We start from the raw sequence: 25,592 nt of genomic DNA, 5'->3' as shown, positions 1-25,592 counted from the left end.
CTTCCAGGTGAAACCATGCAAAAATTCTCATTTCTGAAACTGTTCTGTTCCGCTTTGCTGTGTGTGTTGTGTAGCCTGACACCGGCCGCCTTCGCCAACTCCGGTGGCGGCAGCGCGAGTGCCAGTGCCGGTGGTGCCGCTACGGCTGCGCTGGAACCTTTCACAGTCAATCTGTCGAGTTTTGACCGTTATCTGCAAGTCAGTGTCACACTGCAGGTTGCGGGACCAGAAGTGGCAGACAAGATCAAGGCCGTCATGCCTATGGTCAGACACAATATGATCATGCTGTTGAGCGGTAAAGAATCGTCCCAGATTCAGTCTGCTGATGGCAAACATGACCTGATCGAAGAGATCAAGGAAAGAGTCAATAAAGTGTTGGAAACCAAAGAAAAGAATGGCGTGACTGACGTCTTCTTTGTCAATTTCGTCATTCAATAACAGCTGCTGTGGCGCACTGCGCCGCAGTGCCAGCATCGCTGAGTATGCATCAACTTGCCGCCCCCGCTTTTGCGGAAATTGAAATCAAAAAAAGCCGTTTTCTCGGTCAGCTTTATCCCCTCCACAGCCGCGCAGAAGCACGTCAGACGCTGGATGCTTTGCGCCGTGCCCATCCCGGTGCGGTGCATGTATGCTGGGCGTTAATCTGTGCCGGAGAATCCGGTCTGGATGACGACGGCGAACCCTCAGGCACGGCGGCCAAGCCCATGTATAACGTACTGGTACATAAAGATGTGACCAATGTATTGGCTGTCGTGGTGCGCTACTGGGGCGGGATCAAACTCGGTGCCGGCGGCCTCACGCGCGCCTATGGGCAGGCGATTTCCGAAGCGTTTAAACAAGCGCAGTTAATCGCAGTGGAAAGCCGGCGTGAAGCGAGTCTGGAAGTCGCCTATGCTGACGAATCTCAGGCACGCCACTGGCTGGACAAATATCAGGCGCAGATCCTGGAAGTCAGCTATGCGCAGCAAACGTGCATACGCTATAGCGTGAAGGACAAGGAAGCGGCCGCCTTAACGGCGGACCTGATTACGGCATTGAAAGGCCAGGTCCGTTTTTCTGACGACACTGCGCAAGCATAAATCGTAGCTGACACGCTAACCGGGCTGATGACACAATCACTTTTCCTATGCCAGCAGCCCTGAAATTATGCCCTCCACGATCACGACGCCTGCTTAGCCCGGGACTGGCTGGCGGGCTGTTGTGTGCCGCAATGCTGCTGGTGCTGAGCACGCCTGCTTATCCGGGACTGGTCGATTTTTCCAAAGGCTTGCTGGAGCACGTCAAACAGCGTTTCGGACCAGAGGCACCCAAGCGCTTATTACAGATGCAGCAGGCAGTACAGCAATTCCGTGCGACTGCCGGTAAAGACTTTAGCAAGAGCTTACAGCAAGCCAGCGATGTGCAGCCTGCCATGACGATACTGCGCCGCGTGAATGATTTTTATAACCGGGTTCCGTATTTCACCGATCAGGAGCATTGGAATCAAGCCGATTACTGGGCCACACCGGTAGAATTCGTCGGCTCTGCCGGTGGCGATTGCGAGGATTATGCGATCGCCAAATACATGACGCTCAAGGAGCTCGGTGTGCCAGCAGACAAAATGCGCATCACCTATGTACGCGCTACCCAGATCGGCGAAACTCATATGGTATTGGCCTACTATCCGACGCTGAATGCCGACCCCTGGATACTGGATAATCTGGTCGATGAGGTGCAGCCCGCATCCCAGCGCAGCGATCTGATCCCGGTCTACAGCTTCAATGATGATGACTTATGGCTGGGTGGGAATAACCGCAAAGGCGCAGCTTCCACCGTGCGCTTGTGGAAGGAAGTGATAGAAAAAATGGAGCGTGAACGCCGCATGTAGGCTATGCGGCGCGCGTTCACAAGCACGTTGAAACTCACAGATAAGGCTGAAAACGGCGCTCCAGCTTCTCCGGCATGCCAAACACATAGCCCTGCCCCGCCTCCACCTGCGTCTGCCTGAGTAAATCGATCAGCACTTCATCCTCTATGCCCTGCGCGATACACGGAATCTCAAGTGACTGCGCAAAACGTACCAGCGCCTCGACGTGGACAAAGATGTCAGGCTGCGTCGCCATCTGTGCAATCAGCCCGCTGTCGAGCTTGATGTAATCAGGCGGATTATCGCGGATCAGTTGCAAGGCCAGCGGGTCCAGCCCGACATGATCCAGACCAAAGCCTATCCCCAGTTCACGCAACATACGGAAGAACTGACGGCTATCTGCACGCTGTTTGACACAGGAAAATTCGCTGAGCTCCAGATACAAGGGAACAGGCAATGGCGCTGCCGCCTGACAGGCTTGCGCCAGCCACAGACAGAATGCAGGCTGGCTGACCGAAGCCATAGACACATTCACGGCCAGCGCCTTGAAACGCTGCGGTTCAGCCTGAATCGCCTGCAAAGCCAGACTGATTACGGCCTGATCGATCTCAGCAGTCAGCTGATGACGCACCGCCATAGGCATGAATTCCGCTGCAGTCAGCACACGGCCTTTCTCATCCAGCAAACGCACATACAATTCATGCTGGGTTTGCTGGCGGCTGTCCAGTTGCACCACAGGCTGGGTGTAGAGTACCCAGCGATTTTCATGTAAGGCATTGGCGATCAGTAAACGCCAGGCCTGTGAGCCCTCAACGATACGTGTACCGGGGACTTCCTCAGCACAGATGATCTTGCCTTGCCCCTGTTGGCGCGATTGTTCCAACAAGAGATCGGCCTGACTCAGCAATTCCTTACGATTCTGACCCGGTGCACACGCCAGCATGGCGGCGCTCAGCTGTACGCTGTCATCCACTGCAGCCACTAATTGCTGCAAGCCTTGCTGCCATTTCGCCCGCTTTTCCTGCATCTGCGCCGCATCCACACCAGTGCAAACCAAGGCGATTGCGGCACCGCCCATGCGACCGGCGAAATCGCGTTCAGGATGCATCTGTTGCTGCAGGCATTGCGCCAGTTGTACCAGCAAGTCATTACCACGTGCGTAACCCTGGCGTTGATTCAGGGTCTTGAGCCCATCCAGTTCAAACACAGCCAGCCAGGTCTGATCACTGCGCTCATCCTGCGCCAGCAACTGGTTCAGACGCAGGTCAAAGCCCTGACGGTTTTCCAGCCCGGTCACGCTATCCTGAAATGCGGCACGCCGGTACTGCTCGGCATTTGCGCGCTCCTGATCCAGTGCATGCGAGATACGCTGCGCCATCTGATTCATCGCGGTGACGACTTTTTGCAATTCAGGTGCGCGCGGTTGCAGCGCTATCGGTTCGAAGCGTTTTTCCTGCACGGCATGCGCCAGCGCTTCAATTTTTTCCAGCGGACTCAGTATCAGTCTGAGCATCAGCATGCTCAGCGCCAGCACCACCAGATACATGACTGTCATCCACAGCGCGATGGTTTTCATACTTTGCCACAAATAAGCATAGGCATAAGCCGGATGACTAAGCACCACCACTTTACCGAGCTGACGCCAGCCTGAGCTGATAAAGGCTTCCGCCGCAGGCAAGCGGATATTGAGTAAATCCGGCAACCAGCCCGGTGTCTGCGCCCTGTCACTGCTCAATTCTTTGCTGACAAATGGACGGCCCTGGTTATCGAGTACCTGCATACTCTGGTAATAGCCGCGGTCAAACATAGAGGCAATTTCCACTTCAGCCAGGGTGCGGTCTTTGCTGGCCATGGCTTTTTCCAAGGACTTGGACAGCGTAGTCGCGGCATCCTGCGCATGCGAAGCCAGTTGCTGCTGCAGATAATTGCGGGTAGTGACAATACTGAGGCCCTCCACCACCAGGAAAACCACCAGAAACAGCAAGGAAATCGCAATCAGAAGTTGGCGTTGTAAGGTCATGACGGGCGTAAAGGAGACAGTGGTACACGGGCGAGTGGAGAATTCCATACTCAGCAGTAAGAAAATACCATTTTTACGCCAAAAAACCGGTTTTTTTTATGCTTTCGGGCAAGTTGAGGCAAAATTGCAGCATGTGGCTGCGCATCCCGTGCAGCAAAACTGCTTAGTACGCATAAAAACACCATGACAACTTCCGAATCCGCTTTATTACGCACAAAAATCAATCAGGAAACCGCTAGCTATCCCTGGCAGGAACTGCAGCGCCAGTTCGCGACCGGACAAGTGATCGCCGTGGCGAGTGATCTGGACCTGGTCGAAGTCGCCGCCATGATGGCCGATGACCGTGCCAGCGAATTTGCCACCCTGCTGCAAACCGGTCAGGTAGCGAAAGTCAGCGACAGCCAGGCCCAACTCTGGCTGGAACAAAACGCCCAGTTATGGACAGTGGTAGTCAAACCCTGGATACTGGTACAGCAACGCGCACACTAAAGCATCGTCCTGCGCTGCTCTGAATCCGGATGTCTGAGGTGAACGCATCTGCGCTAGACTGCTAAGCTTATTGACAACAATAGGACGCAGATGCAGCCAGCATCCTAAGCTGTGGCCCTGGTTCTGCTGTGAAAGGATAAGCCCGTGCAAGTTTTTCCATCGCAATTTGAGCCGCGTTTCCCGGCGCAGCGTCAGATGCCAGCCTTGTTAATGGTGCTGGCAGTTCATATTTTGTTTTGGCAGGCATGGCAACATCAGCGCCAGCGCCAGCAACATCAAACTCAAGCCGATACGGTGCAGTATCTGGACTTGTTTCAGGTGAATCCTGTCAAACCCGCCGCCATTCCCGCAGTGAAAGCTATTCCGCCCAGCACGACACCAGCAGTAACAACTACGGTCAAAACCAGGCCATCGAGCCACTCTCAGAGCCGCACTGAACCTGCCAGCGCGAACAAAACTGAGACCAGTCCGGTATTTCCGGTCGTCACTGAAACAGAAGCGGCACAGCCCCTCACTACCGGGGAAGCCAGTGCCGTGACCGGCCCTGGCCTGGATCAGTTACGCAAAAGTGGCTTGCAAATCGATAAAGAAATGCAAAAAGGCACGATAGCCCAAATCCAGGCCAGCCATCTGCGCAAAGATACGCTGGAAACCGACCTGGCCAAAGGGACGAAAAAAGCAGAGCGCAAAGATTGCCGTAATGCATTTGCCGGACTCGGCTTACTGGCGCTGGTTCCGCTGGCAGCCAGCACAGTGACAGATTTAGGTTGCAAATGGTAAATAGGAAGAATTCTTTCCGCTTTTTCAAGTCTGCGTTTTGCCGTAACTCTGCCGGAAAGCCTCAGTTATAATGCGCGCTTCGGCCCCAGCACTGTCAACAGACCCTGGTGACTGCGCGTTATGCAGCGCAGAGCCGTAACGATACGGTCATCCAACTTTTTTAGCGGATCATTCATGAAAAAAACGTCTTTCCTGTTCGCTGCAATGTTAGTTGCAGCACTCGGCTCAGGCTTCAGCCCTGTCAGCATTTCCAGTGTTCATGCACGTGCGGACGAATCCGCGGAAAAACCAAAAAATACAGTCCGTAAAGAATTCGGTGTGGCTTTGCCTGACATTCAGAAATTACTGGATGAAAAACAATATCCACAAGCGATGGAAAAAATCGCTGTACTGGATGCTATGGATAAAAAAACGCCTTACGAGGAATTCGCACTGCACCGCATGCGTGCCATCGTTGCTTCCAGCACCAACAACACACCCTTACTGGCGGCATCGTTTTCTGCCATGATCAGCTCTGAATTCCTGAAAGACAATGAAAAACTGCGTCTGATGGAAGGCCTGGCGGGCACCTTTTACAACGAGAAAAAATACGATGAAGCGATTCAGTGGGCCAATCGTATGCTGGAAAAAGATCCATCCAATTTGCAAACCCATAATCTGATCGCCAAAGCCTATTATCTGAAACAGGATTACCCGGCTTCGATCAAAAAGATCAATGAGATTCTGGCACTGGACGATGCAGCGAAACGTGCACCCACCGAAGAAAGCCTGCGTCTGCTGGCCAGCTGCTACCAGCATCTGAAAGATAACGCTGGTTACACCACTGTGTTAGAACGCATGGTTGCGCATTATCCGACGCGCGAATACTGGGGCGACATGATTTACCGCACCGAACACAAAGCCGGTTTCTCTGACCGTCTGCGCCTGGATCTTTATCGCCTGATGATTGCAACTGGCAATATGGATGATGCAGGTCAGTACGTAGAAATGGCTGAGCTGGCATTGCTGGCCGGTCTGCCGGCAGAAGCAAAAACCGCGATGGATGCAGGCTATGCAGCGAATCTGCTCGGCACTGGTAAAGAAGGCGCCAAGCATAAGCAATTACGCGACCGCGTGAACAAACAGGCCACTGAAGATCTGAAAACACTGGATGCAGGTGAAGCTTCTGCGAAAACCGCAAAAACCGGTACCGGTCTGGTTAACATCGGCTACAACTATGTGATCAATGGTCAGGCTGATAAAGGCATACCGCTGATGGAACAGGGTATTGCCAAAGGTGGCCTGAAATCTGCCGATGAAGCCAAGCTGCATCTGGGCATGGCGTATCTGAAATCGGGTAACCGCGACAAGGCGAAAGAAGTATTCCAGTCACTGCAAGGCAATGACGGTGCAGCAGATATAGGCCGTTTGTGGCTGCTGGTACGTCCGCTGGCTGACAAGTAATTACAGCCAGTCTCCATCAAAACCAGACCTGCGGGTCTGGTTTTTTTTTGCTGCGCAGACGCGCTGGCGGCCGGTTACGGATTTTGCGTTGAGTACAGGGTGGCAGGCAGGTGTATGCGAATCAAGCAGAAACCACGAAAAAAAAGGTGGTTCTGCTTTCGCAAAACCACCTGTGAATTCAGCACTATGCGCTCTATACACGTACTGAGGATACTACTTGCACTCCACTCCGGTCAGGAATGATAAGCCGACTCGCCGTGGCTGGTGATATCCAGACCTTCACGTTCCTCATCTTCAGGAACACGCAGTCCAATCACAAGATCAACCAACTTGTAGGCAATCACTGAGACCACAGCCGACCAGATGATGGTGACACCGACTGCGGTGGCCTGGGTAGTGACCTGAGCGTAAATTGAATACGGATCCGCCGACATTTTATTCGTCACGTAGTCGAAGATGCCCTGACCACCCAGAGAAGGTGCGGCAAACACACCTGTCAGCAAGGCACCCAAAATACCGCCTACGCCATGTACACCGAATACATCGAGCGAATCATCTGCACCGATCAGGCGTTTCAGGCCATTCACGCCCCACAGACAAACCACACCAGCGATCAGACCGATCATCAATGCGCCCATAGGACCGACATAACCGCAAGCTGGCGTAATCGCGACCAGACCAGCCACCGCACCGGAAGCACCACCCAGCATAGATGGCTTACCTTTGGACATCCATTCACCAAACACCCAGGACACAGTCGCTGCGGCAGTCGCCAGCAAGGTATTCACGAATGCCAGTGCTGCCACATCGCCTGCTTCCAGTGCAGAGCCAGCATTGAAACCGAACCAGCCCACCCACAGCAAGGAAGCACCAATCATCGTCATCGTCAGCGAGTGAGGCGCCATCGCTTCTCTGCCATAACCCACCCGTTTGCCTATCATGATCGCACCAACCAGACCGGCAATCGCAGCATTGATATGCACTACCGTACCGCCAGCGAAATCGAGCGCACCTTTTTGCCACAGATAACCGGCTTTGGCAGTTTCCGTAGCCAGTGTGGCCGCATCTTTGATCGCATCCGGACCCGTCCAGAACCAGACCATGTGCGCAATCGGCAGATAGCTGAAGGTGAACCAGATCACGACAAATGCCAGCACCGCAGAAAACTTGGCACGTTCAGCAAATGCGCCGATGATCAGGCCGCAAGTGATGGCTGCGAAAGTTGCCTGGAATGCGACATACACGAACTCAGGTATCACAACGCCCTTGCTGAATGTGGCAGCAGTGGTGAAGCTGGCTTTAGCCGGGTCCCAAATTCCTTTAAGGAAGACACGGTCAAAAGAGCCGATAAAATTACCACCTTCAGTAAATGCCAGTGAATAGCCGTAAATGCACCATAAGACGATAATTACCGCAAAAATCATGAATACCTGCATCAATACAGACAGCATGTTTTTGGTGCGTACCAGGCCACCATAAAACAGTGCCAGGCCAGGCAGAGTCATTAGTATTACCAGTAAGGTAGCAACCAGCATCCAGGCCGTGTCCCCTTTGTTGGGAACTGCAGCAGGTGCGGCAGCCGCAGAAGCAGGTGCCGCCTCAGCAACTGGCGCGCTGGCTGGTGCAGCGGCGACTGTTGCGGCCGGTGCTGCGCCAGTGGATGCGGCAGCGCTGTCTGGCGCCGCTGCAGGAGCGGATGCAGGCTCAGCCGCCACCACCGCTGGTTTCACATCATCTGCCATCACCATCTGACTGCTGCCAGCACCCAGCAATAAGGCACTGGCCAGTATTACGCTTTTCAATATCCGTTTCATATCAAGTCCTCGCTTCGCGTATCAAAGGGCGTCGTTGCCGGTTTCACCGGTGCGGATACGCACTACTTGTTGCAGGTCGTAGACGAAGATTTTGCCATCGCCGATTTTCCCGGTACGTGCCGCACCTTCAATCGCTTCTATCGCCCGGTCAACGATCGCATCGTCCACCGCCGCTTCGATCTTAGTCTTAGGCAGAAAATCCACTACATACTCGGCGCCGCGGTACAACTCGGTATGGCCTTTCTGACGGCCGAAGCCTTTGACTTCGGTCACGGTAATACCCTGCACGCCCATTTCGGACAGTGCTTCACGGACTTCATCCAGTTTGAAGGGTTTAATAATCGCGGTAATGAGTTTCATACTATCCTCGGGTTCAGAAGGTTTTGACTGCAGTCAGCACCAGAGTGGTTTTGCCTGTAAATTTGCCGGATGGTGTGACATAAACGGTTTTGTCTGCATTAGTGCCCAATGCGGCAAGACTGAAATTCACACCGAAAAATTCTTTGCTGACGCCGACTTTCCAGTCGCTGTAAGAAGCAGCAGAATTATTTTTCACGATCTGACGACCCGCATGCAGGTTCAGGGTATAGCCGTCTTTGAGTTCCAGATTGGCACCCAAATCCAGGTAGCCACTGTTTTTGCTATCAACGAAACCGAACAGGTTAGTCACTGCATGGGAATATTTCGCATACACCGGGCCAGTTCCGATCTGACCGTAGATTTCCGTGGTGTTTGCATTCGCAAAACCAGTCACCTTGTCCAGGCCATTGGATGGATAGACATAAGTCAGCACACCGACGTCGTAGCTGACGTCCTTAGTAATTTCGCCTTTTTTACCAGCATAGATATCCCACTCAACATCACCACCACCACCGGCATCTTTGGTCCATTTAATGGTCGACAGCCAGGTTCCGGCATAGAAGCCACTAGGATTATGGGTGTAATCAGCACCGCCCTGCAGCGCAGGATCCAGACGTGACTGAGAAATCGCGCGATAGCGGTATTCGCTGGCGACACCGACATTAAAACTGACTTCATGCTCCGGCTTAGCTTCTTCTGCTAAAGCAAATCCACTGACAAACGTAGTGGCAACTGCAGCGGCGAGTACTAATTTTTTCATCATGCTTCTCCTGATATGTATGTCAAACATTGAGATTGAATAAAAAACTAAAACTGAACTCACTTCGTGAACCACCGGTAGACAAAACCGGAAGATCATTCGCGGCTTTGTTAGAAATGAAGTTGGAAATCGAGAGTTACCGGGTTATTAGCAGGAGTCGTGCCAGCACCCCGCCCAGTCCGGAAATTATTCGCTTTTTGCATACGCAAGCTAAGATACGAGTGCGCTCCCGAATCCGCTCCATTCATTTACGCATATAAACATCTGAACAGTGCATTCGCCACTCCCTGCGCTTTGGAGTATGATTTCTCTTTCGACAAAATCAGCAAGCACAGAGACGCGGACGGCCACAAAAATCTGCACCAATTTGACGCGCATCCCCAGACTGCAACTACAGCATAGGATTAACGCACCAGTTATGTGCAATTTTTTTAGTGTGGTCTGCAAGCTGCTGTCGCATGTGGTGGTTTGCCGGGTCAGCTGGTATGGCCGCCCTCTCAGTTATGGAGATCAAGATGGATAAGCAAAATTTTTTTAATGACATGCAGGCTAAATTCAGTGCTGCACTGGAAAACTCACCCGCTAAAGACCTGGAAAAAAACGTCAAAGCGATGATGACCCAGGGCTTTTCCAAACTGGATCTGGTCACACGTGAAGAATTCGACATCCAGGCACAGGTATTAGCCAAAACCCGTGCACGACTGGAAACGCTGGAAGCGCGTGTGGCGGCGCTGGAAGCGCAATTGAGTCAGAAGTAATTCAGCCTGTAGCGCTATGTCGCTGGCCGTTCTGAAAAGCCGGGCATTGAACGGCATGGATGCACCTCAGGTCACAGTTGAAGTGCACCTGGCCAACGGCTTACCGGCTTTCACCATCGTGGGACTACCGGAAACAGAAGTCAAAGAGTCCAAAGACCGGGTGCGCGCCGCCTTACAAAATGCGCGCTTTGATTTTCCGGCACAAAGAATCACGGTCAATCTGGCGCCGGCCGACTTACCAAAAGAGTCAGGCCGTTTCGATCTGCCGATTGCACTCGGCATCCTGGCAGCCTCAGGCCAGATTCCAGCCGATGCGCTGGACGCCTATGAATTTGCCGGTGAATTATCCCTGTCCGGCGAACTGCGTCCTATCCGTGGCGCGCTCGCTATGACCTTCGCGATTTGTCAGAGTCATCACGCGACGCAAGCTGCCTTTATCCTGCCGCAAGCCAATGCTGCCGAAGCCGCACTGGTCAGCGACGCCGCCATTTATCCGGCCCGCTCACTGCTCGATGTTTGCGCGCACTTCGCCGCAGTCGGCGAAGACAGTAAGTTGAGTCGCTATCGCCCTGACTTACAGGCAGTACGTCCTGCCTATCCGGATTTTTCTGATGTCAAAGGTCAGTTACCCGCCAAGCGCGCACTGGAAGTGGCCGCTGCGGGCGGTCATTCGGTACTGATGCTGGGCCCGCCCGGTACCGGTAAATCCATGCTGGCTGCCCGTTTTCCCGGCATTCTGCCCGGTATGACCGATCAGGAGGCGCTGGAATCGGCAGCGGTGCAATCCCTGACCTCCGGCTTTTCTATAGAGCGCTGGAAAGCACGCCCATTCCGCTCGCCACACCATACCGCTTCAGCGGTGGCCCTGGTCGGCGGTGGCTGGTGCAATTATCGCTATTTAAGAATTTCACAAAATTAATTAAGAATTATCGCTATTTAAGAAAAATTACTTAATTAACAATTTAACACGCATAAGGGGCATGCCGACATCGGTATATCAGCCAATGGTTGAATAGTGTCAATCGTCACTATTTGTTTGCCATTCTCTTAACAGACGCGCGCTCTGCAATTCGATCTGGTCATTTGATACACCATTTTCCTGAGCAAAACTCTCCATCTTCAGTCCGATCATCTTAAGCAACGCAGCCGCTTCATCTGCGATGGCGTCAAGTCGTAGGAGGAGTTTTTGCGCAATAAGCTCATGGTGAATTGCCCCCCGGCTATCGATGCGTGACCGATGAACAAGCCAGTTGCGTTCCTCCAATAACGATATGTAGCGTTTCGCCAAATCTGTAGGTAATAAATTGGCTTTTTCCAATTGCTTGATGGTGGCACCAAACGTCTTACTTTGCGCTTTCTCAACCAATGCCTCACCAATACTCCTGCCCATTCCTTTGCTTGCTTGCGTCAGGAGAACAAAATAAATGGCTGTACAGCCCTCTAACTCCTGTAGCTGCCAGAGAGCAAATCCTATCTGCATACAAATCTCTGCCAATCGATCTGCTCGTTGAGTTTTTTCTAGCATGTGAGAACTCCTTATCACATTCATAACGCCGATAATTTACTATCGATAAAATATGTTTTCAATAACAAATATAAAAGCTATCGAATAAAATAAATCGATTAAAAAATATATTTACCAAAAACCAGTGATTTTCTCCTGCAGATACCAATTTCACGTCGCCTTGAAAAAGCAGTCTAGTAAATACGCTGACCTGTTTTGCACATGGTGTGCAATTTCAAGGCTAACTAAGGAGATTTACCATGCACCACGAACTCAATCCTATGCATTTGCTCAAAGCTCGCACAGCAATACTCGACGTCTTCCGTAAAAAGAATATTGCTCCTGAGTCGGCGGTCAATATTCATGCTTTCATGAACGAGAGGACGGTATATACCAATGGTTACTTCAACGAGGCATTACTAAAACTCGAAAAAGACACCTGTATCGAAATACTGATGGGTGGACGATTTTTGCGTTTGACTGATTTAGGTTATGAGGAGGCCAACACAATGTAAGTAAAAAAAGCCCCTGCTATTTTTGAACTGCACCCCAAAAGTTGGACACCCGTCCATACTTTTGGGGTGTTTTCATGAGTAAATATACAAAGCAATTCAAACTACAGGTTATTGAGTGCTATCTGCAGGAGAGCGCTGGCTGCGCTCTGGTAGCCAGGCAGTTTGGCATCGATCATTCCATCGTTCGTCACTGGGTACGCCGGTTTCAGTTGCGTGGTGCCGATGGCTTAGATAAAAAATACAGCCACTACAGTGCCGAATTCAAACTCTCTGTGTTGCAACACATATGGCTCAATCGGCTTTCTTATCAGGAAACAGCCCTGCTGTAGCAGTGTTCTGCTTATCCCGATATTCACGAATAATACCCAACGCTCGGGTAAATTCTTCTTCATAAATATCCTTCGATGACCGCAACATATTCTCGATTACTTGGCGATGGACTTTGTCGCTAGTCTGAAATTCGATGGCACCGAAACGACCAGCAATATCTTCAATCGAGGCTTTACCCCAGGCATCTTCCCCCGTGCCGTCTGGATGCAGCACTAAGCTGTGGAAGTAGCCATTTTCTGCACGTTTGGTTGCGGCAAACTGCCGAGAAAATTTCGTCGCCAATAGGGCAACCGGTGGCAACCCAGTCAGTTCATGCATGGCTTCAGCAAAAGCCGAACAGCGGCCGAAAGTATAACGAGCAGCGTCATACGCAGGAATACATCGCATCGCTCTTTTGGGGATGGCCGCGAGATAAGCGGGATTTTCCTTGATCACTTCCATGGCTGCTGCCACTTTAGTCTCATCCGGCTGGCTCCGTAAAGGCAGTGATGGCAACCTTTCTTCGTTATAATATCGAGTGAGAATTCCACCCATCCCTGTGCCCACTTTATTGGCAATTTTAATGATTGTGCTTTGGTTAAATTCGTAAATCGTTTTGACGCCGCGAACATCAAAAATTTTATCCCGATTATCAGCGACGTAAACTCTTAGCGGCTTGAGTTGATCAACAGAAATTTCTGCGCCTGGTGGAGAGGTCGTCCACCAGTCGACGTGTAGTAACCAACCTGTTATGCGCGCCAATGCAACTGCGAAGTTAACGCAATCGTCAGCTTCCCATTCTTCGATAAGTTGGACTGGAAAATTTTCACTGCGCTTTATTTTTGCCTGCCCCATCTTTTAGTTCCTATCAAGTCTTTAGATGTAACACTATATTCCCATAGCACTTCAAACGCGCGTCGACAATGCATAGTCGGCACCGGACGCCGCTGCAGTACGCGGCCAAGCCGACTAATGTGAGTGGCTCGTGGCCAAGTCGCCTTTCTGGCAGTATGTAGATTCAAACATCCTCATCCCGCCCGCGAATCCAGTCGTGATCGGGGACAATCAGTGTACCGACAAGGCCTGGTACCCGCCGCGCACAAGCTTGTTCATGCTGAGCGATCGAAAGTGCGAGCATTTGGATCGCCGACCGAGCGACACGCAATGCACGCAAAACCTCCTGAACAAACTGCTCGCGGTGATGATGTTCGACTTCAGGAGCCTTCCTGCTATGTGCTGGATCCCCTAAATCATGCAATACCACAAATCGGTGCGTACCCGCATTACGAAGATTTTTTTGAGCACGTAAAATACCCGCGCTGCTTTCATAGTCCTCGGCAAGCTCCACAAGGCCATACAATGCATTGGCGCCTCCGCGAATTACCTTCTCAACCTTTTCGTTTAGCGGGCGAGCACCAGTCACTTTATCCAGCCCCCCTCGCCATAGTTTTCCGAAGTAGACTTTATCTGGGGCTTGCCCAATCTCGAAGTAATGATTTGCCGTTACAGCAACCTTATCGAGCAAATCGAGTGCAGTCCGGTGTGCCAAGATAAGTGCCGATGTGTCTGGGCCGTAGGTGGCGAAATCAAGGGTATCTGCAAATCTTCCCGTCGAGGGCCAGATTTTCTCATCGATAGATCTCCATGCCAAATCACGCGCGAGGATGAAGTCGCCCTTGAGTATATTGAACATGGCAAACACTGGCGGCGGCATCCCGCTCGCCCCCGATTCGCGCTCCATAATCCCAGGAAGCATAATCCAGTCTAGCTTTCCCAATGTAAGATCAATTAGTTCGACGGCAGGTGACAGCGTCAAACGCTCTCGCTCGATCCAGGCGATGAAGGGGTCTTGGTGTAATGTGCGCGGTGCTGGATCCTCAAATTCTTTGGCAAACTCAGCGATTTGTTTTGCTGCCTGCGCACCCGCGTATTGAAAAACTCTTTCGGGGTGTCTATGGGCGATCTTGGCCAATATTGCCGCTTCCATACGCGTAATGTCGGAACAAGTATCTTGGTTATAGAGCCATAGTAAATTACGCGATGCAGCGGCTGCAGCAACTCCATTCTCAGGATCGATCGCTAGTGCCGCAAGCCAGGCGTCATGGGCCTCTCCAAACCGGTAGCTGTTACTGAACTGGTTACCAAGGTTGGTCCACGCTTGAGTTCGCAGTGGCGAAGCAGAATCGGAGTTTTGGGCTACATTCCAGAGGTGTTGTCGAATTTCAGCACGGTGCTCCCTAGTCCGCTCTTGATGATCCAACCAACTTGCATCTCTAGGAGGAAAGCCAACCATGGCGATAAGCCCGTTTGCCAAATTGTAGGCGAGTTCAACCTTTGGAAATCGACTAAGAAGCTCGCGAATCAACGTGATCCCTTCTTCGATTGCACCCGGTTGTTCAGTCAAGGCTCCACCGTCTACCAGGATCGCCGCCCGCAGGCTCATCATATTAAAGCAATCCGGCTTATCAAGATCAATCTCCCGAGCCTGCCTAACTGCCTCAGCAGGATCGTTATTCAGTAAAGTTTCAAGATGATTGGACCGCTCGTAGAATCTGTCCAGCAACGACTGCATAATTTGACTCCTTACGCTTCAAATAGAACAAAAATTAACCCGTTGCGAGCAGGATAGCTAACTATTGCATAGCCCTTCCAGCGACGACAATCCCCGATACCAACGGGAAAATGACAGCATATCTCCAAGCTGGACTAAAATTATCTGACGATGCTCGGTCGGTCCGATCGCGATAGTAGTTTCGCAAAAGGTCTACTGAACTTCGTCGGAAACTTGACTCTTGGATTTTCCGGTCTCAATGGTGCAAACCCTAACTCATTTGCAAAAGGGTCTAGTTTTCACAGCGACTCCTAACGATATGGGTTGAAGGCAGCCGTGTGACTTCCTGCGTACCATATTGCACAGCCGAAGCTCGCCAGATGAGCTTTTCGTGGAAGTTCGTAAAAAATATATTGCTTTTCTTTACATGCGCTCCATTGCATAATGCTTTCGCAGGCTCATTCAATGAGCTGAATCGCAGTGCCCCAGCGTTTCGATCATCGCAGACAGCCATACGGTGTCCCGATCGGTACAGTTGAAATCGAGCGTGACGCCGTTGGACAGTTGTGCCCGTAGTGCGGCGGAGGGGGCACGGGTGCCGCCTTCTGGACGGTCGTCCTCATCGGGATGTCGCGGTGCTGGTTGACTGGCGTGGCGGTGCCACGGGTCAAGATCACTGGCACGAACGCATCGGCATCATCTGTGATTGGAAGCAATGGTAAGGCAGCAGCATCGCAGGCGAGTTGATAGCCAACCACCCATTTGCGCAGCAGGTTGGCATTGACACCTTGTTTGAGCGCCATGCCGGCCATCACGTCGGGTGCCGGTGACGATAAGGCGCAACGCTGACTCATTCTGATTCTCTTGCATAGGTGACCACCTCCATAAGTGGACACCTATGTTCCTCTTCTTTACGCTCTTGCGCTATGTGCGGGGAAATTCGCGCTTACTACTAATGTGCTTCAAGTACTGATGTACTCAACGTTATCCTAGGGATTCTTAAGGAGGCCGCAGCCCCCTTTGGATGTAGGACAGAGGCAGGAGAAAATCGCTTTGAATCCCTACCATCAATAACGGCAATGCATCTGGTCCAATCTTAGTTCGACATATGTCGTTAAACACTTAAGGCTTTGCGTTCGTACTGAAGATTGGCGCTCTTTGACCATGTCCATCTCCAGATGACAGATTGTGTCGGCTTCTACGCGATGTGGTGGTTGCGCCCTATGAGAATATGGAGTGGTGGTGCGAATACAAACAGTCCCGAATGTGAAAACTATTCTATGTAATCATGACGAATAAATGTTTACTTTCGTACCGTGGAGTATTCAACAGCGTTCACCTCGACGACGAATACGTCCGAGGTGGATATTTCGACGTCAAATCTTGGATTCCAATCTTGAGGAGCACGCTCTTCATCACTCATGACGTCGAAAAGAACATAATTGATCCCGTCTCCTCGTTGCACCGAGCGAAACGCGACACCATCGAACTTCTCTCTGCAATCAAATCGAATGTACTCTGTGAATGCCTGTGTCATCAGGTAATCGGTGTCAGTTGTTTTGGTTGGTCGACTTATTTCTCCGTGCAGATATCTGAGTAAAGTGCGCCTTTGACTCCGAATTTCGAAAGACGGATCAAAAAAGCTCAACGGTTGATGGGACAGTCGCCCCGAGAGAGCCATCAGGTCAAATATCTTCAAACGCTTAGAGGCACGAAATTTGCCAATTACAACGGTGTCGCCAATAGAGGGGCGAACTTCCGCAACGCAAGTATCTGGGTCACCGGCTAAGTACATGAAGGGTATTCCTGCAGGGCTCATTCGTCCGTTCGTTGCGCACTCCTTTGGAGGCGCGCCTAATTGAGTCGCCGGGTTGGCCGAAATCGTCTGCTCTTCATCAAAATTCTTGGCCACGCGTGCACGAAAGAATTCAAATCCAACCTGCACTTCTTTGATGATCGGGCCAAGACCATCTCCATCGAAGTCTTCTGCCTCAAGTGCCTCGTGTAAAATACCTTCGAAGAGTTCACGAACTTTCTCGTTAAAGAACCTGCGACCGTGAGTTAGCTGTTTTGCGGCGTAGTGCCAATCGCCAACCACATACCATCGCTCATGGTCCTCGTCGTCAAAAGGACAATCTGACCATTGATATGCTTGACCATTGGCATAGAAGTGATCGCTCTCGACCTCCAATTCATCTTCTTCAGCATCTGAAAGTTCAAGCCAACTTGCTACCGATTCCAATACCCGCCGCGTACTACAAGAAAGCGCCTTACCAACGATTACTACTAGCGTAAATTCGTAACCGGGAAAATGGCCTTGATCAATCTCGAAGTGTCTCGGGAGAACAGGCCCGACAAGCGCGGCCAGCCCTCTCGACGTAATTGCTCGCCTTGTTGAAACTCCGCAGCCGATACATACGCGAGGGGCGTACAAGTGGCGCATATGAGGCTGGAGAAATGGGTCTTGGATGCAGTCGGAACATACAAAGTCTCTCTGCTGATCTTCGCTTTCCAGCTCACGTTGTCGCAATTGCTCAATCGTTACAGCCATTTAGATATCTCAATCCGGTTAACCTCGAAAAATACTCAGCTAATCCTTTATAGATACTTCGGATTATCATAAGTTCCTAACTCTCAAGTTTATCGGCTTTCTTAACTGCGGTCGGCGCAGGCAACGGAATGGGAATGAATTCGGGAACTGTGGTAATCGGTGCAATTTGCATCGACGGTATTGCCAATTGCTCATGCGCCTTGATCCAGATACGGACCTGATTGGCGTTCAACTGGTAACGCAAAGCCGTGGCGGCAATGGAAACTCCCGGTTGTTTGCAGGCTTGAATGACCTGAGCCTTGAATTCGGCACTGTGCTGCCGACGCCGTCTTGGCGTATTGATTCCATCGTCCATCATGTACAAGTGTACACTTATTAAGTGGACACGATCATCTGCGCTTACGCTCTTAACCTCAAGATGACTTCACCGGGTGCTTACTTTCGAAAAGGAAAAAATATTTATAAACTAACGAAGGCAAGCCTGTCAGGGAATTTGAATCGATTGATTAGGAAACTCTGTTTCTTACACTTATGGCCGCACTTTTTTTGGCGCAACTGCCAAAGCATCAGTTACCATCTGCGCTTTACTTAGCGATAAGGTAGAAACATATTAAGCAAATTTACATAAGCCACTTTAAATAGCTTGAAAAATACAGTTGATAAGTTTTCGATATTTAACTGCTTTGTTCCGCCCCTTGATTTGACTTCACAACATCCTCCGCCACAGCCCCGCCTTCAAGAACAATCACCCGCTGCGCCATAGCGATCGTTTCAGGCCGATGCGCTACAATGATACGAGTCAAATCTAATTGCATGATTGCAGCGTTTACTGCCTTTTCATTCAAAATATCGAGATGGCTTGTTGCTTCGTCGAGGACTAGTAACCGCGGTTGTTTATACAAAGCTCGAGCCAACAAGATCCTTTGCCTTTGCCCGCCGGATAAACCGCTGCCAATATCTCCGACCAGAGTGTGAAAGCCCATCGGCATCGCGGCAATTTCCTGATAGATCGCCGCCTGTTGCGCGCAATTGATGATTTTTTGCTGATCCGGCATTGGATCGAAGAAACAAATATTATCTGCAATCGAACCTGCAAATAATTGGTCATCCTGCATCACGGTCCCTAATAGTTGGCGGTAATTGTGCAGGCCCAACAGCTTCAATGGTACGCCTCCAACCAAAATCTCTCCTTCGGTAGGCTCCAGTAGTCCCAGCAATAGTTTTAATAAAGTAGTCTTGCCACAGCCAGATGGACCTGTAATCGCGATACACTGGCCAACGGGAATTTTTAAATTTAATGCTTTAATGACCAATGGTTCACTGTCTGAATAGCGGAAACTGAGACGTTTTATTTCGATATGTGCTTCTATACTTTCGGGGGCGACTTCAGTAGTTTGTTCATCGTATTCGGCTTCAGTCAAAACGATATCAGCTACTCGTTCGCCATGTAACTTCAACATACGTAGCTCAAACAGCTTATCAATTAATGCCGCGAGTCGTGTGCTGAACTGATCTTTGTAACTGATGAAGGCAAATAGCATACCTATGGAAAAGCGGGTATCTAGCACTGCCAGTGCAGCCATCCAGATCACAATCACCCGTTCGGTATTGAATAGCAGTGTATTCGCAGTTTGATACGTGAGAGATAACCGAGAAACACGCAATTCAGCATTGAACTGGTCGGTCAGATTATTCATCCATCCAGTGCGCCTCTCTTCAACTCGGCTAAACAAGCGCACGCTTTGCACGCCGCGTACCGATTCCATGAAATGCGTCTGCTGCTTTGCCGTATGGATAATCTGCTCGGCAGTAGCTTCACGCAATTGCCGGAAGATGGTCCAGCGCAGCAAGGCATATAAAATAACAGCTACGCATGCGACAGCCGTTAGCTGCGGGCTATACAACAGCATTACGATCAGCGTACCAAGCACCATCACACCATCGATCACGCCCTCAACGAATTGTGTAGTCAAGCTGTGCTGTATCGTTTGTATTGAGCCGAAACGCGAGATAATATCTCCAGTGTGCCTTTTCTCAAAATATGGTAACGGCAAGCGCATCAAATGCGCAAATGCGTTACCCAGCCACTGAAAATTCAAATTCGTCGCGAGAACCGTAGTGACCCATGAGCGTACCGACGTAATTGCAGTTTGAACGAATACCAACAATAAGAAACCTATAGCTAGTACAGTCACTAAATCTTTGTCGGCGGCGAGCAAAGCTTCGTCGACAATCCATTGCATATAAAACGGTGCGACTAAAACGCATACTTGCAATGCTAGTCCAAGCAACAAAATCTGTAACAAGCTCGTTTTTAAGCCATACACTTGTCCCATCAACGACAATAACGTGAACTTCTGTACTTCTTCGGCTTTTTTAAAATTCGCACTAGGCGTGAGCTCAAGTGCAACACCAGTGAAATGTTTAGCAAACTCCTCCAACACCAGTGTGCGCTCGCCTACAGCCGGATCTAGTACAACGGCTTGCCTGGTCGAGACTTTTTTGAGAACGACGAAGTGATTTAAGTCCCAGTGCAGAATGCATGGAAGCTTTAATTCGGGCAGATGCTGCATTTCGAGTTTCAACGCACGGGTTTGCAAACCCAAGCCTTCGGCCATCGTCATCAAGCCTTTTAAAGTCGCACCTTTCAACGAAACCGAAAAACTGCGACGTATGCTTGCTAAATCGATTTTGTGTCCCCAAAAACTAGACACCATACACAGGCATGCTAAGCCGCATTCAGCCGCTTCAGTTTGCAGTAAAGTCGGTATGTGACGGCGACGCCAGAAGCGCAGCTCGGGAAACGCAGTACGGGACATAAAATTCCAAAATTGATATGAATCAGGAGTGATGAAGCTTCACACAACTAAACTCGGCCGGAAATGCTATACAAAGGCTCCAACACCCATTCATATAGGCGGCGTTGCTCGAGCAAAATGCTTGCGTCAAGTGCCATGCCGGATTTGAGTGGCAATTGACGACCATAAGCAGTTACATTTTGCTGATTCAATGTAACGCGAATACGGTAAAGCGCTTCATTGCTGTTTGCGGATTGTGGCCCCAGCGGCAACTCTTCTGGCCGCAGCGCATTGTTAGCAACCTCTTTAACAGTAGCTCGATATTGACCAAACTTTTGATACGGATACGCCTGATAGCGTATGAGTACCTGCATACCAGGCTGAAGGAAACCAGCTGAGCGCGACGGAGCATAAATTTCAGCTTCCAATTGCGAACCTGCAGGAATTAATGATGCAATTGCTGTACTAGGCGTTACTGTTTGCCCTACCGCAGCAGTTATCGTAGTGACAGTACCATCTTGTGGTGCTCTTACAACTAGTTCTCGGCGCGCTTCGTTCTCAGTAAGATCCTGTTCGACCGTGCTAACATTTCGTTGTACAGCTGCTGCGTCTCTTTGCGTTTGCAATTGTAAATCCACGATATCAGCATTAGCTGTTGTCAGATCACGTCCGTTTGCCGATTTGATTCGTACAAGTTCGGCCAGTCGTTGCTGCTGATCAATTAATTCAGCCTGCTTGTCTTGTAGCTGTGCCGCCGAGATAAAACTGGTCGCTTGCAAATCGCTGTAGCGTTGATACGCCTTTTCGGCCAACTGTACGCGCTGCTTTTGCAGTATGATTTGTCCATCGATTTTTGCGATTTCGCTGACTAGATCAGATGCGCGACGGCGCAACGCTTCAAGCCTTGTACGGCTTTGCGCAAGTAGCTGGGTTTGATCTGCCGTAAAGCTATTCCTGCGATTAATCAGCAATGACGAAATCGTCTTTTGCGCATCACCAGCCACTGCACTGCGTTCGCTCGATAAAACAAACAGCACATCCCCTGCATGTACAATCTGGCCTTCGACAATGTGCTTGGCGAGCACAACACCAGCCTGCGTTGGAAGCACGCGAATAACACCGAGACTCGGAAGTAACACGCCGCTACAGTGAGCTTTGCGAGTAGTGCTAAAAAATGCAAAGAAGACTATGATCGACAAGGCAATCGAAACAAACAATAGCGTCAAAAAACGATGGCTCAGCGGTGTTGCAAGAAGAACGCTACCGTATTTGCGGTTGGAAATATGATCGATTGCTTGGCGGCGAAATAGCGAAGAAGATGTCAATGGTGAGGATTGTGCGACCTTCTGGGAAGCTTTGTCACTAGTCATCTTTATGGGCTCTGATTGTAAATTCAAAAACTATCTTACTGCGAGAAATAACCGTGCTAATAGATGTGCTCTATGATTGACTCAAAGAGAATTTTGCACGTTACAAACTTTGTAGAACAAGATAAAACTGGATCAAAACCTAACCATCAGGCTTGATGAGTTAGTAGAAAAACACTGACAGTAATTTCATTTGGTGGGAAATGCGCAAAATAGATATAACCGTCTGTCTCTAAATTCCACAATTGCTAGTTAGTGTCAGAACTTGAACTTAATATTTTTTTAATTACTTTGCCATCTTCGTTAAGCATACGAATTTCGGCAACGCCATCAGCACTGACAAGAAGTAACATTCTGGTTCTACCCTGAGCATCTTTTAAACTTAATGCTGACGCTTTGTCTAGGGTTGTTCCCATATAGATTCTATTTTCAGATAAACGACCTTCCTCAGATAAGCGCTGCCAAAAAGCCTTTTGTTGATCTATGGAAAGTTTATTCGCTTCAGCTTTAAATCGCCTTATGTCTTCCATTGAAGTTACCTTGTAGCTAGGCACATCATTAATTTTTACAGAAGCCAAGGAATGGGATTCACTATTTTGATGCACTAGCTGCAATGCTTGATCCTGCTTGTAACGATCAAAAGTAAGCGAGAGCCCAGCACTAATTTTACCGTCGCTTGTTTGTTGTCCTTTTTGAATAAGTCCACCATTTTCATTGCCTTCTTCATCAAGAAATAATATTCCAGCAAATGAATTTCGGTCTTCTCTAGCTACCTCCTTGCCTTGATCAAACTCCCCTGGAAACTGAGCTCGATTTGAAATAATTAAGCGCTTAGTACCGTCAGGTTCTACAACATTTATTCTATGTACAGTAATTTCATTAAACTCTCCATTCCCGATAGGCATTTTTGCACCTGTTAACATAAACACGGCAAGACCACCGAGAATAGTGGTAAAGGATCCAGCGGAAAAAATACTTAATTTAGACATCTTTAATGCTCCCAATTACTCGACTGCAAATGTGTATCTTTTTTAGAGCTAACAACTTCATGCACTAAATCATCCATCATAAAGTTGAAATTCCCCCCATTCGTCAATAGCCGATTTAGAAACAACGCTATCCCAGAAGAACCATCTGAATAGTCTGTATTAGCTTTGTTATCGATTAGCATCGGGAAGTAAATTTGATCCTTTTCTTTGGATATTTCAAATAGACGAATTCCGTCGCACACTCGGTATGCAAGAGTCAAATATGAACTATCGCCTAAGAATTGGTATGCGTCTAACATATAATTCCCCAAGCCAGCTAAGCCTAAAAATAGCCCAGCTCCAATCGTGTATTTGTGACTTATGCCTGATTTAAAGTCATTAACACATTGTAGATACTGTTGATGCTGCGTGACTGCATAATAGCGAAGTGCAACAGAGGCAATACCAGCAGTGCCATATGCTAAATATGGATAAATTATTTTGGATTTTTTACTTGATCGTCTCGGAAAACTTATAGCCCCTTTAGTACTAACTTGATGGCTAATGTCGAAATTCAGTGCTGCCGCACCAACCTTTAGATATGTTTCGTTTAAGCATGCACAATACATATAGAGTAGAAATAAGGCGATACCACTACTACCCTCGTATAGTCCGATTCCTGCGCCATCAATGCTATTGATATCTTCCCAAGTACAACCCCTTTCATCCGAAATTTTTATCTCACAAATGTAGTCAGCAATTTTCTTTGCCTCGTCTAGGTATAAATCATCATTATATTTTCGCCAAAACATCAAGTTACAGAGTCCGTAACCAGCAGCACCATACCCAAGGTTCATCTTTTGAAAAAGTAACCTATTTTCTGATGCTGCCCTTAAAGCACTACACGCCGCAGTTTTATTTCCTAATTCAGCCAATATCCACGCAACACCTGTATTCCCATTCAGTAGCCCAGGGAGATCACAATTTACATTCAATTTTTTCTGAATCCACATCTCGAACTCTTGCGGGATTTCACTCTTGATCTTTTTCCACGCATAAGCAATACCTAACATTCCATTATTTAACGCTAATGGATAATTTAAATTAGCACCAACAGGAAATAAACGAGCATCTGCGGTCATGTCTATAACATTAGATTTATATTCAAATAACTCGTCAATTACTCTTGTGCAGTATTCGACAATGGTTGCAGAAGTAGAGGATTCGTTTTTACATTCGTGTACCTGATTAAAAGTAGTTGCTCGTAATTTTTGCAGGGGATAATCTAAATCCATGCAATCTGATGAATATAAATGCATGATGCATTCAGCAATTGATCTGGGCAATCCGATATCTCGTTGCAACTCAGCAAGAAAACATTCAACGAAATCATCTTTGATCTCTATTAAGTGAAAATTTGGTGCAAGCATTGCCAGCATTGCTGAACCCAGCGCAAAGTAATCATCTGCTACCCCAATAGTTTCTCTATCTGCACGCGACAAACTACCAAATCCAGGAGTGAACATATTAATTGGTTCATCGACACCTGCTTCATAAGCACCTTCAAAATCTATGAATTTAATATCCAAAGATTCCTTATTTACAATAACATTATTTAAAGAAATATCTCCAAATACGATATTATTTTTGTGAAGAAGAATAGTTTTTTCAATTAGTTGGATAGAAATTTTTACAAAATTCTCTAACCAGATTTTCATTGCTTTTACTGATGTCTCAACTTTCAAAAAAGGGTGCGCCTGCATAGAAAAACTGCGTAAATCTACCCCTTCAAGAAATTCTTGAGCAAGAAAATAGTGATCCCATTCTTGAAATAAACCATATGGCTCTGGTGCAATACCTTGCCCTGAAACCTTTGTAAGTATTCGGAATTCTTTCTTTAAGCGTTTTACCGCATCTGTTCCAAACTTATTAATTCCAATAAAAGGCCTTGCCTCTTTAATAAGAGTAGTTTGTTTGGAAAAAAAATCTTCAGCAAGATAAACTCCCCCGGCATTTGAGTGTTTTATTACCGCTGAAATCTTATACTTGCTTCCAAAAAGATAATCTTCTTTTATCTCTGAATCATTTTTTGGTACGTCTTCTATAAGGTCGTCGTTGATAAAATCTGGAAGACAAAAGCTGGCTGATCTGACATCCTCTACGTACTGGAAGCTATCGTTTAATATGCAATGTTTTTTTGATCCATCAACATTAAGTTCAGTCAAAGATTGAAAGCCACCATATCTATAGAAGATGACTTTAGAATTTTTATATTGCCTATCAGATAATATATAAGGACCTACTTCGTCTTCTAGAATGGAATGTAGGTTCTCCAAAGCTTCTTTAAAAGAAGAGACACTCTTGGGATAGATAGTTATAAATTTACCGCTTAATTGGCGCGCACAGTTTTTGCTCAGTAAATCCCGTAAAATCGAAACATCACTCGCAAATTTGAAATCCAAACCAAATTTAACTAGTACAGGAATTACTTTATTTAGAATTCTAAGTGCGGATTCTGGTGTGGCCGAAATATGAATTTTCCAGCCTTGAATCATTTGCTTATGAATAGGTGGTATCGCATAAGTCCAGAAATATTCCTGCTTTAAACGCCAAATGTCAGGGAGGTGTTTCCGTGCACATTCAAAGTATTGTTGATCTGGTTTTCTTGCGGAGGCTGGGATATATATTTCTGAACGATTATTCATTTTTATTTCAACACCACGATTTATTCTGAAGCAAAAATAGAGAGACACAAATGT

23 protein-coding genes and 1 pseudogene are annotated in these 25,592 nt (G+C 48.6%); 10 read left to right on the top strand and 14 right to left on the bottom strand.

The genetic code is table 11. From position 1 onward, the window contains the following. Positions 1–15: 15 nt before the first annotated feature. The 3 genes from EYB48_RS07845 to EYB48_RS07835 are packed head-to-tail and all read left to right on the top strand — an operon-like array spanning position 16 to position 1,867. On the top strand, positions 16–438 hold the full coding sequence (locus tag EYB48_RS07845; protein WP_162019771.1) for a flagellar basal body-associated FliL family protein: 423 nt from the start codon (positions 16–18) through the stop codon (positions 436–438). A 44-nt stretch (positions 439–482) separates the two neighbouring features. Beyond that, on the top strand, positions 483–1,079 hold the full coding sequence (locus EYB48_RS07840; RefSeq protein WP_162019770.1) for an IMPACT family protein: 597 nt from the start codon (positions 483–485) through the stop codon (positions 1,077–1,079). A gap of 47 nt (positions 1,080–1,126) precedes the next feature. Beyond that, entirely contained in the window at positions 1,127–1,867 is a 741-nt protein-coding gene (locus EYB48_RS07835) for a transglutaminase-like cysteine peptidase (RefSeq protein ID WP_202927718.1), read from the top strand. 34 nt (positions 1,868–1,901) lie between these two features. On the opposite strand, the gene EYB48_RS07830 is transcribed toward EYB48_RS07835, so the two are convergent. Continuing rightward, complete coding sequence (locus EYB48_RS07830) at positions 1,902–3,866, bottom strand: bifunctional diguanylate cyclase/phosphodiesterase (RefSeq protein WP_162019769.1); 1,965 nt, start codon at positions 3,864–3,866, stop codon at positions 1,902–1,904. A 183-nt stretch (positions 3,867–4,049) separates the two neighbouring features. Between EYB48_RS07830 and EYB48_RS07825 the strand changes: the two genes are divergently transcribed. From EYB48_RS07825 to EYB48_RS07815, 3 genes are all read left to right on the top strand, one after another. Next, positions 4,050–4,355 carry a DUF2288 domain-containing protein gene (locus tag EYB48_RS07825; protein WP_162019768.1) on the top strand — a complete coding sequence of 102 codons (306 nt, stop codon included), beginning with the start codon at positions 4,050–4,052 and terminating at the stop codon, positions 4,353–4,355. 144 nt (positions 4,356–4,499) lie between these two features. Continuing rightward, complete coding sequence (locus EYB48_RS19170; protein WP_235934959.1) at positions 4,500–5,135, top strand: hypothetical protein; 636 nt, start codon at positions 4,500–4,502, stop codon at positions 5,133–5,135. Positions 5,136–5,309: 174 nt separating this feature from the next. Next, the gene (locus EYB48_RS07815) at positions 5,310–6,578 is read left to right on the top strand and encodes a tetratricopeptide repeat protein (RefSeq protein WP_162019767.1); all 1,269 of its coding nucleotides are present in this window, start codon (positions 5,310–5,312) and stop codon (positions 6,576–6,578) included. Between the two features lie 233 nt (positions 6,579–6,811). Here the strand turns inward: EYB48_RS07815 and EYB48_RS07810 are convergent, their stop codons facing one another. Genes EYB48_RS07810 through EYB48_RS07800 form a run of 3 tightly spaced genes read right to left on the bottom strand, consistent with a single transcriptional unit; the run spans position 6,812 to position 9,512 of the window. Further along, positions 6,812–8,392: an ammonium transporter gene (locus tag EYB48_RS07810; protein ID WP_162019766.1), complete on the bottom strand. Its 1,581-nt coding sequence runs from the start codon at positions 8,390–8,392 to the stop codon at positions 6,812–6,814. Positions 8,393–8,413: 21 nt separating this feature from the next. Further along, positions 8,414–8,752 (bottom strand): P-II family nitrogen regulator, encoded by a 339-nt coding sequence (locus EYB48_RS07805; RefSeq protein WP_162019765.1) that lies wholly within the window; start codon positions 8,750–8,752, stop codon positions 8,414–8,416. 13 nt (positions 8,753–8,765) lie between these two features. After that, a complete protein-coding gene (locus tag EYB48_RS07800) occupies positions 8,766–9,512 on the bottom strand; it encodes a TorF family putative porin (RefSeq protein ID WP_162019908.1) in 747 nt (248 codons plus the stop codon). 515 nt (positions 9,513–10,027) lie between these two features. Here EYB48_RS07800 and EYB48_RS07795 point away from each other — a divergent pair. After that, on the top strand, positions 10,028–10,270 hold the full coding sequence (locus EYB48_RS07795) for an accessory factor UbiK family protein (RefSeq protein WP_162019764.1): 243 nt from the start codon (positions 10,028–10,030) through the stop codon (positions 10,268–10,270). A 16-nt stretch (positions 10,271–10,286) separates the two neighbouring features. Continuing rightward, positions 10,287–11,150: pseudogene (locus EYB48_RS07790) on the top strand (YifB family Mg chelatase-like AAA ATPase); the annotation flags it as partial. 138 nt (positions 11,151–11,288) lie between these two features. Here EYB48_RS07790 and EYB48_RS07785 read toward each other — a convergent pair. Continuing rightward, entirely contained in the window at positions 11,289–11,795 is a 507-nt protein-coding gene (locus tag EYB48_RS07785) for a hypothetical protein (protein ID WP_162019763.1), read from the bottom strand. 239 nt (positions 11,796–12,034) lie between these two features. On the opposite strand from EYB48_RS07785, the gene EYB48_RS07780 reads away from it, so the two are divergent. Next, positions 12,035–12,289, top strand: coding sequence for a hypothetical protein (locus EYB48_RS07780; protein WP_162019762.1), 255 nt, complete (start codon positions 12,035–12,037; stop codon positions 12,287–12,289). A gap of 74 nt (positions 12,290–12,363) precedes the next feature. After that, a complete protein-coding gene (locus tag EYB48_RS07775; protein WP_162019761.1) occupies positions 12,364–12,618 on the top strand; it encodes a helix-turn-helix domain-containing protein in 255 nt (84 codons plus the stop codon). Here the strand turns inward: EYB48_RS07775 and EYB48_RS07770 are convergent. The 9 genes from EYB48_RS07770 to lanKC all read right to left on the bottom strand — a co-directional run bounded on the left by EYB48_RS07770 (position 12,581) and on the right by lanKC (position 25,538). Continuing rightward, positions 12,581–13,453: a hypothetical protein gene (locus EYB48_RS07770; protein WP_162019760.1), complete on the bottom strand. Its 873-nt coding sequence runs from the start codon at positions 13,451–13,453 to the stop codon at positions 12,581–12,583. The two genes, EYB48_RS07775 and EYB48_RS07770, sit on opposite strands and share 38 nt — an antisense overlap. Positions 13,454–13,616: 163 nt before the next feature. Then, positions 13,617–15,170, bottom strand: coding sequence for an LA2681 family HEPN domain-containing protein (locus EYB48_RS07765; protein ID WP_162019759.1), 1,554 nt, complete (start codon positions 15,168–15,170; stop codon positions 13,617–13,619). Positions 15,171–15,646: 476 nt separating this feature from the next. Beyond that, a complete protein-coding gene (locus EYB48_RS07760; protein ID WP_162019758.1) occupies positions 15,647–16,003 on the bottom strand; it encodes a hypothetical protein in 357 nt (118 codons plus the stop codon). Positions 16,004–16,452: 449 nt separating this feature from the next. Then, positions 16,453–17,700, bottom strand: coding sequence for an RES family NAD+ phosphorylase (locus EYB48_RS07755; RefSeq protein ID WP_162019757.1), 1,248 nt, complete (start codon positions 17,698–17,700; stop codon positions 16,453–16,455). Positions 17,701–17,776: 76 nt separating this feature from the next. Next, entirely contained in the window at positions 17,777–18,058 is a 282-nt protein-coding gene (locus tag EYB48_RS07750) for a transposase (RefSeq protein ID WP_162019756.1), read from the bottom strand. Between the two features lie 316 nt (positions 18,059–18,374). Beyond that, positions 18,375–20,519, bottom strand: a complete 2,145-nt coding sequence (locus tag EYB48_RS07745) for a peptidase domain-containing ABC transporter (protein ID WP_162019755.1) — start codon at positions 20,517–20,519, stop codon at positions 18,375–18,377. Between the two features lie 47 nt (positions 20,520–20,566). After that, the gene (locus tag EYB48_RS07740) at positions 20,567–21,868 is read right to left on the bottom strand and encodes an HlyD family secretion protein (RefSeq protein ID WP_162019754.1); all 1,302 of its coding nucleotides are present in this window, start codon (positions 21,866–21,868) and stop codon (positions 20,567–20,569) included. 245 nt (positions 21,869–22,113) lie between these two features. Then, the gene (locus tag EYB48_RS07735; RefSeq protein WP_162019753.1) at positions 22,114–22,854 is read right to left on the bottom strand and encodes a hypothetical protein; all 741 of its coding nucleotides are present in this window, start codon (positions 22,852–22,854) and stop codon (positions 22,114–22,116) included. A 2-nt stretch (positions 22,855–22,856) separates the two neighbouring features. Then, positions 22,857–25,538, bottom strand: coding sequence for a class III lanthionine synthetase LanKC (lanKC, locus tag EYB48_RS07730; protein WP_162019752.1), 2,682 nt, complete (start codon positions 25,536–25,538; stop codon positions 22,857–22,859). Between the last annotated feature and the right edge of the window lie 54 nt (positions 25,539–25,592).

This window comes from Cognatundibacterium crateris (genome assembly GCF_010078235.1).
Taxonomy (GTDB): Bacteria; Pseudomonadota; Gammaproteobacteria; order Burkholderiales; family Burkholderiaceae_D; genus Undibacterium; species Undibacterium crateris.
Note: the sequence above shows the minus strand (reverse complement) of the source record. Positions and strands in the feature narration are given on the sequence as shown.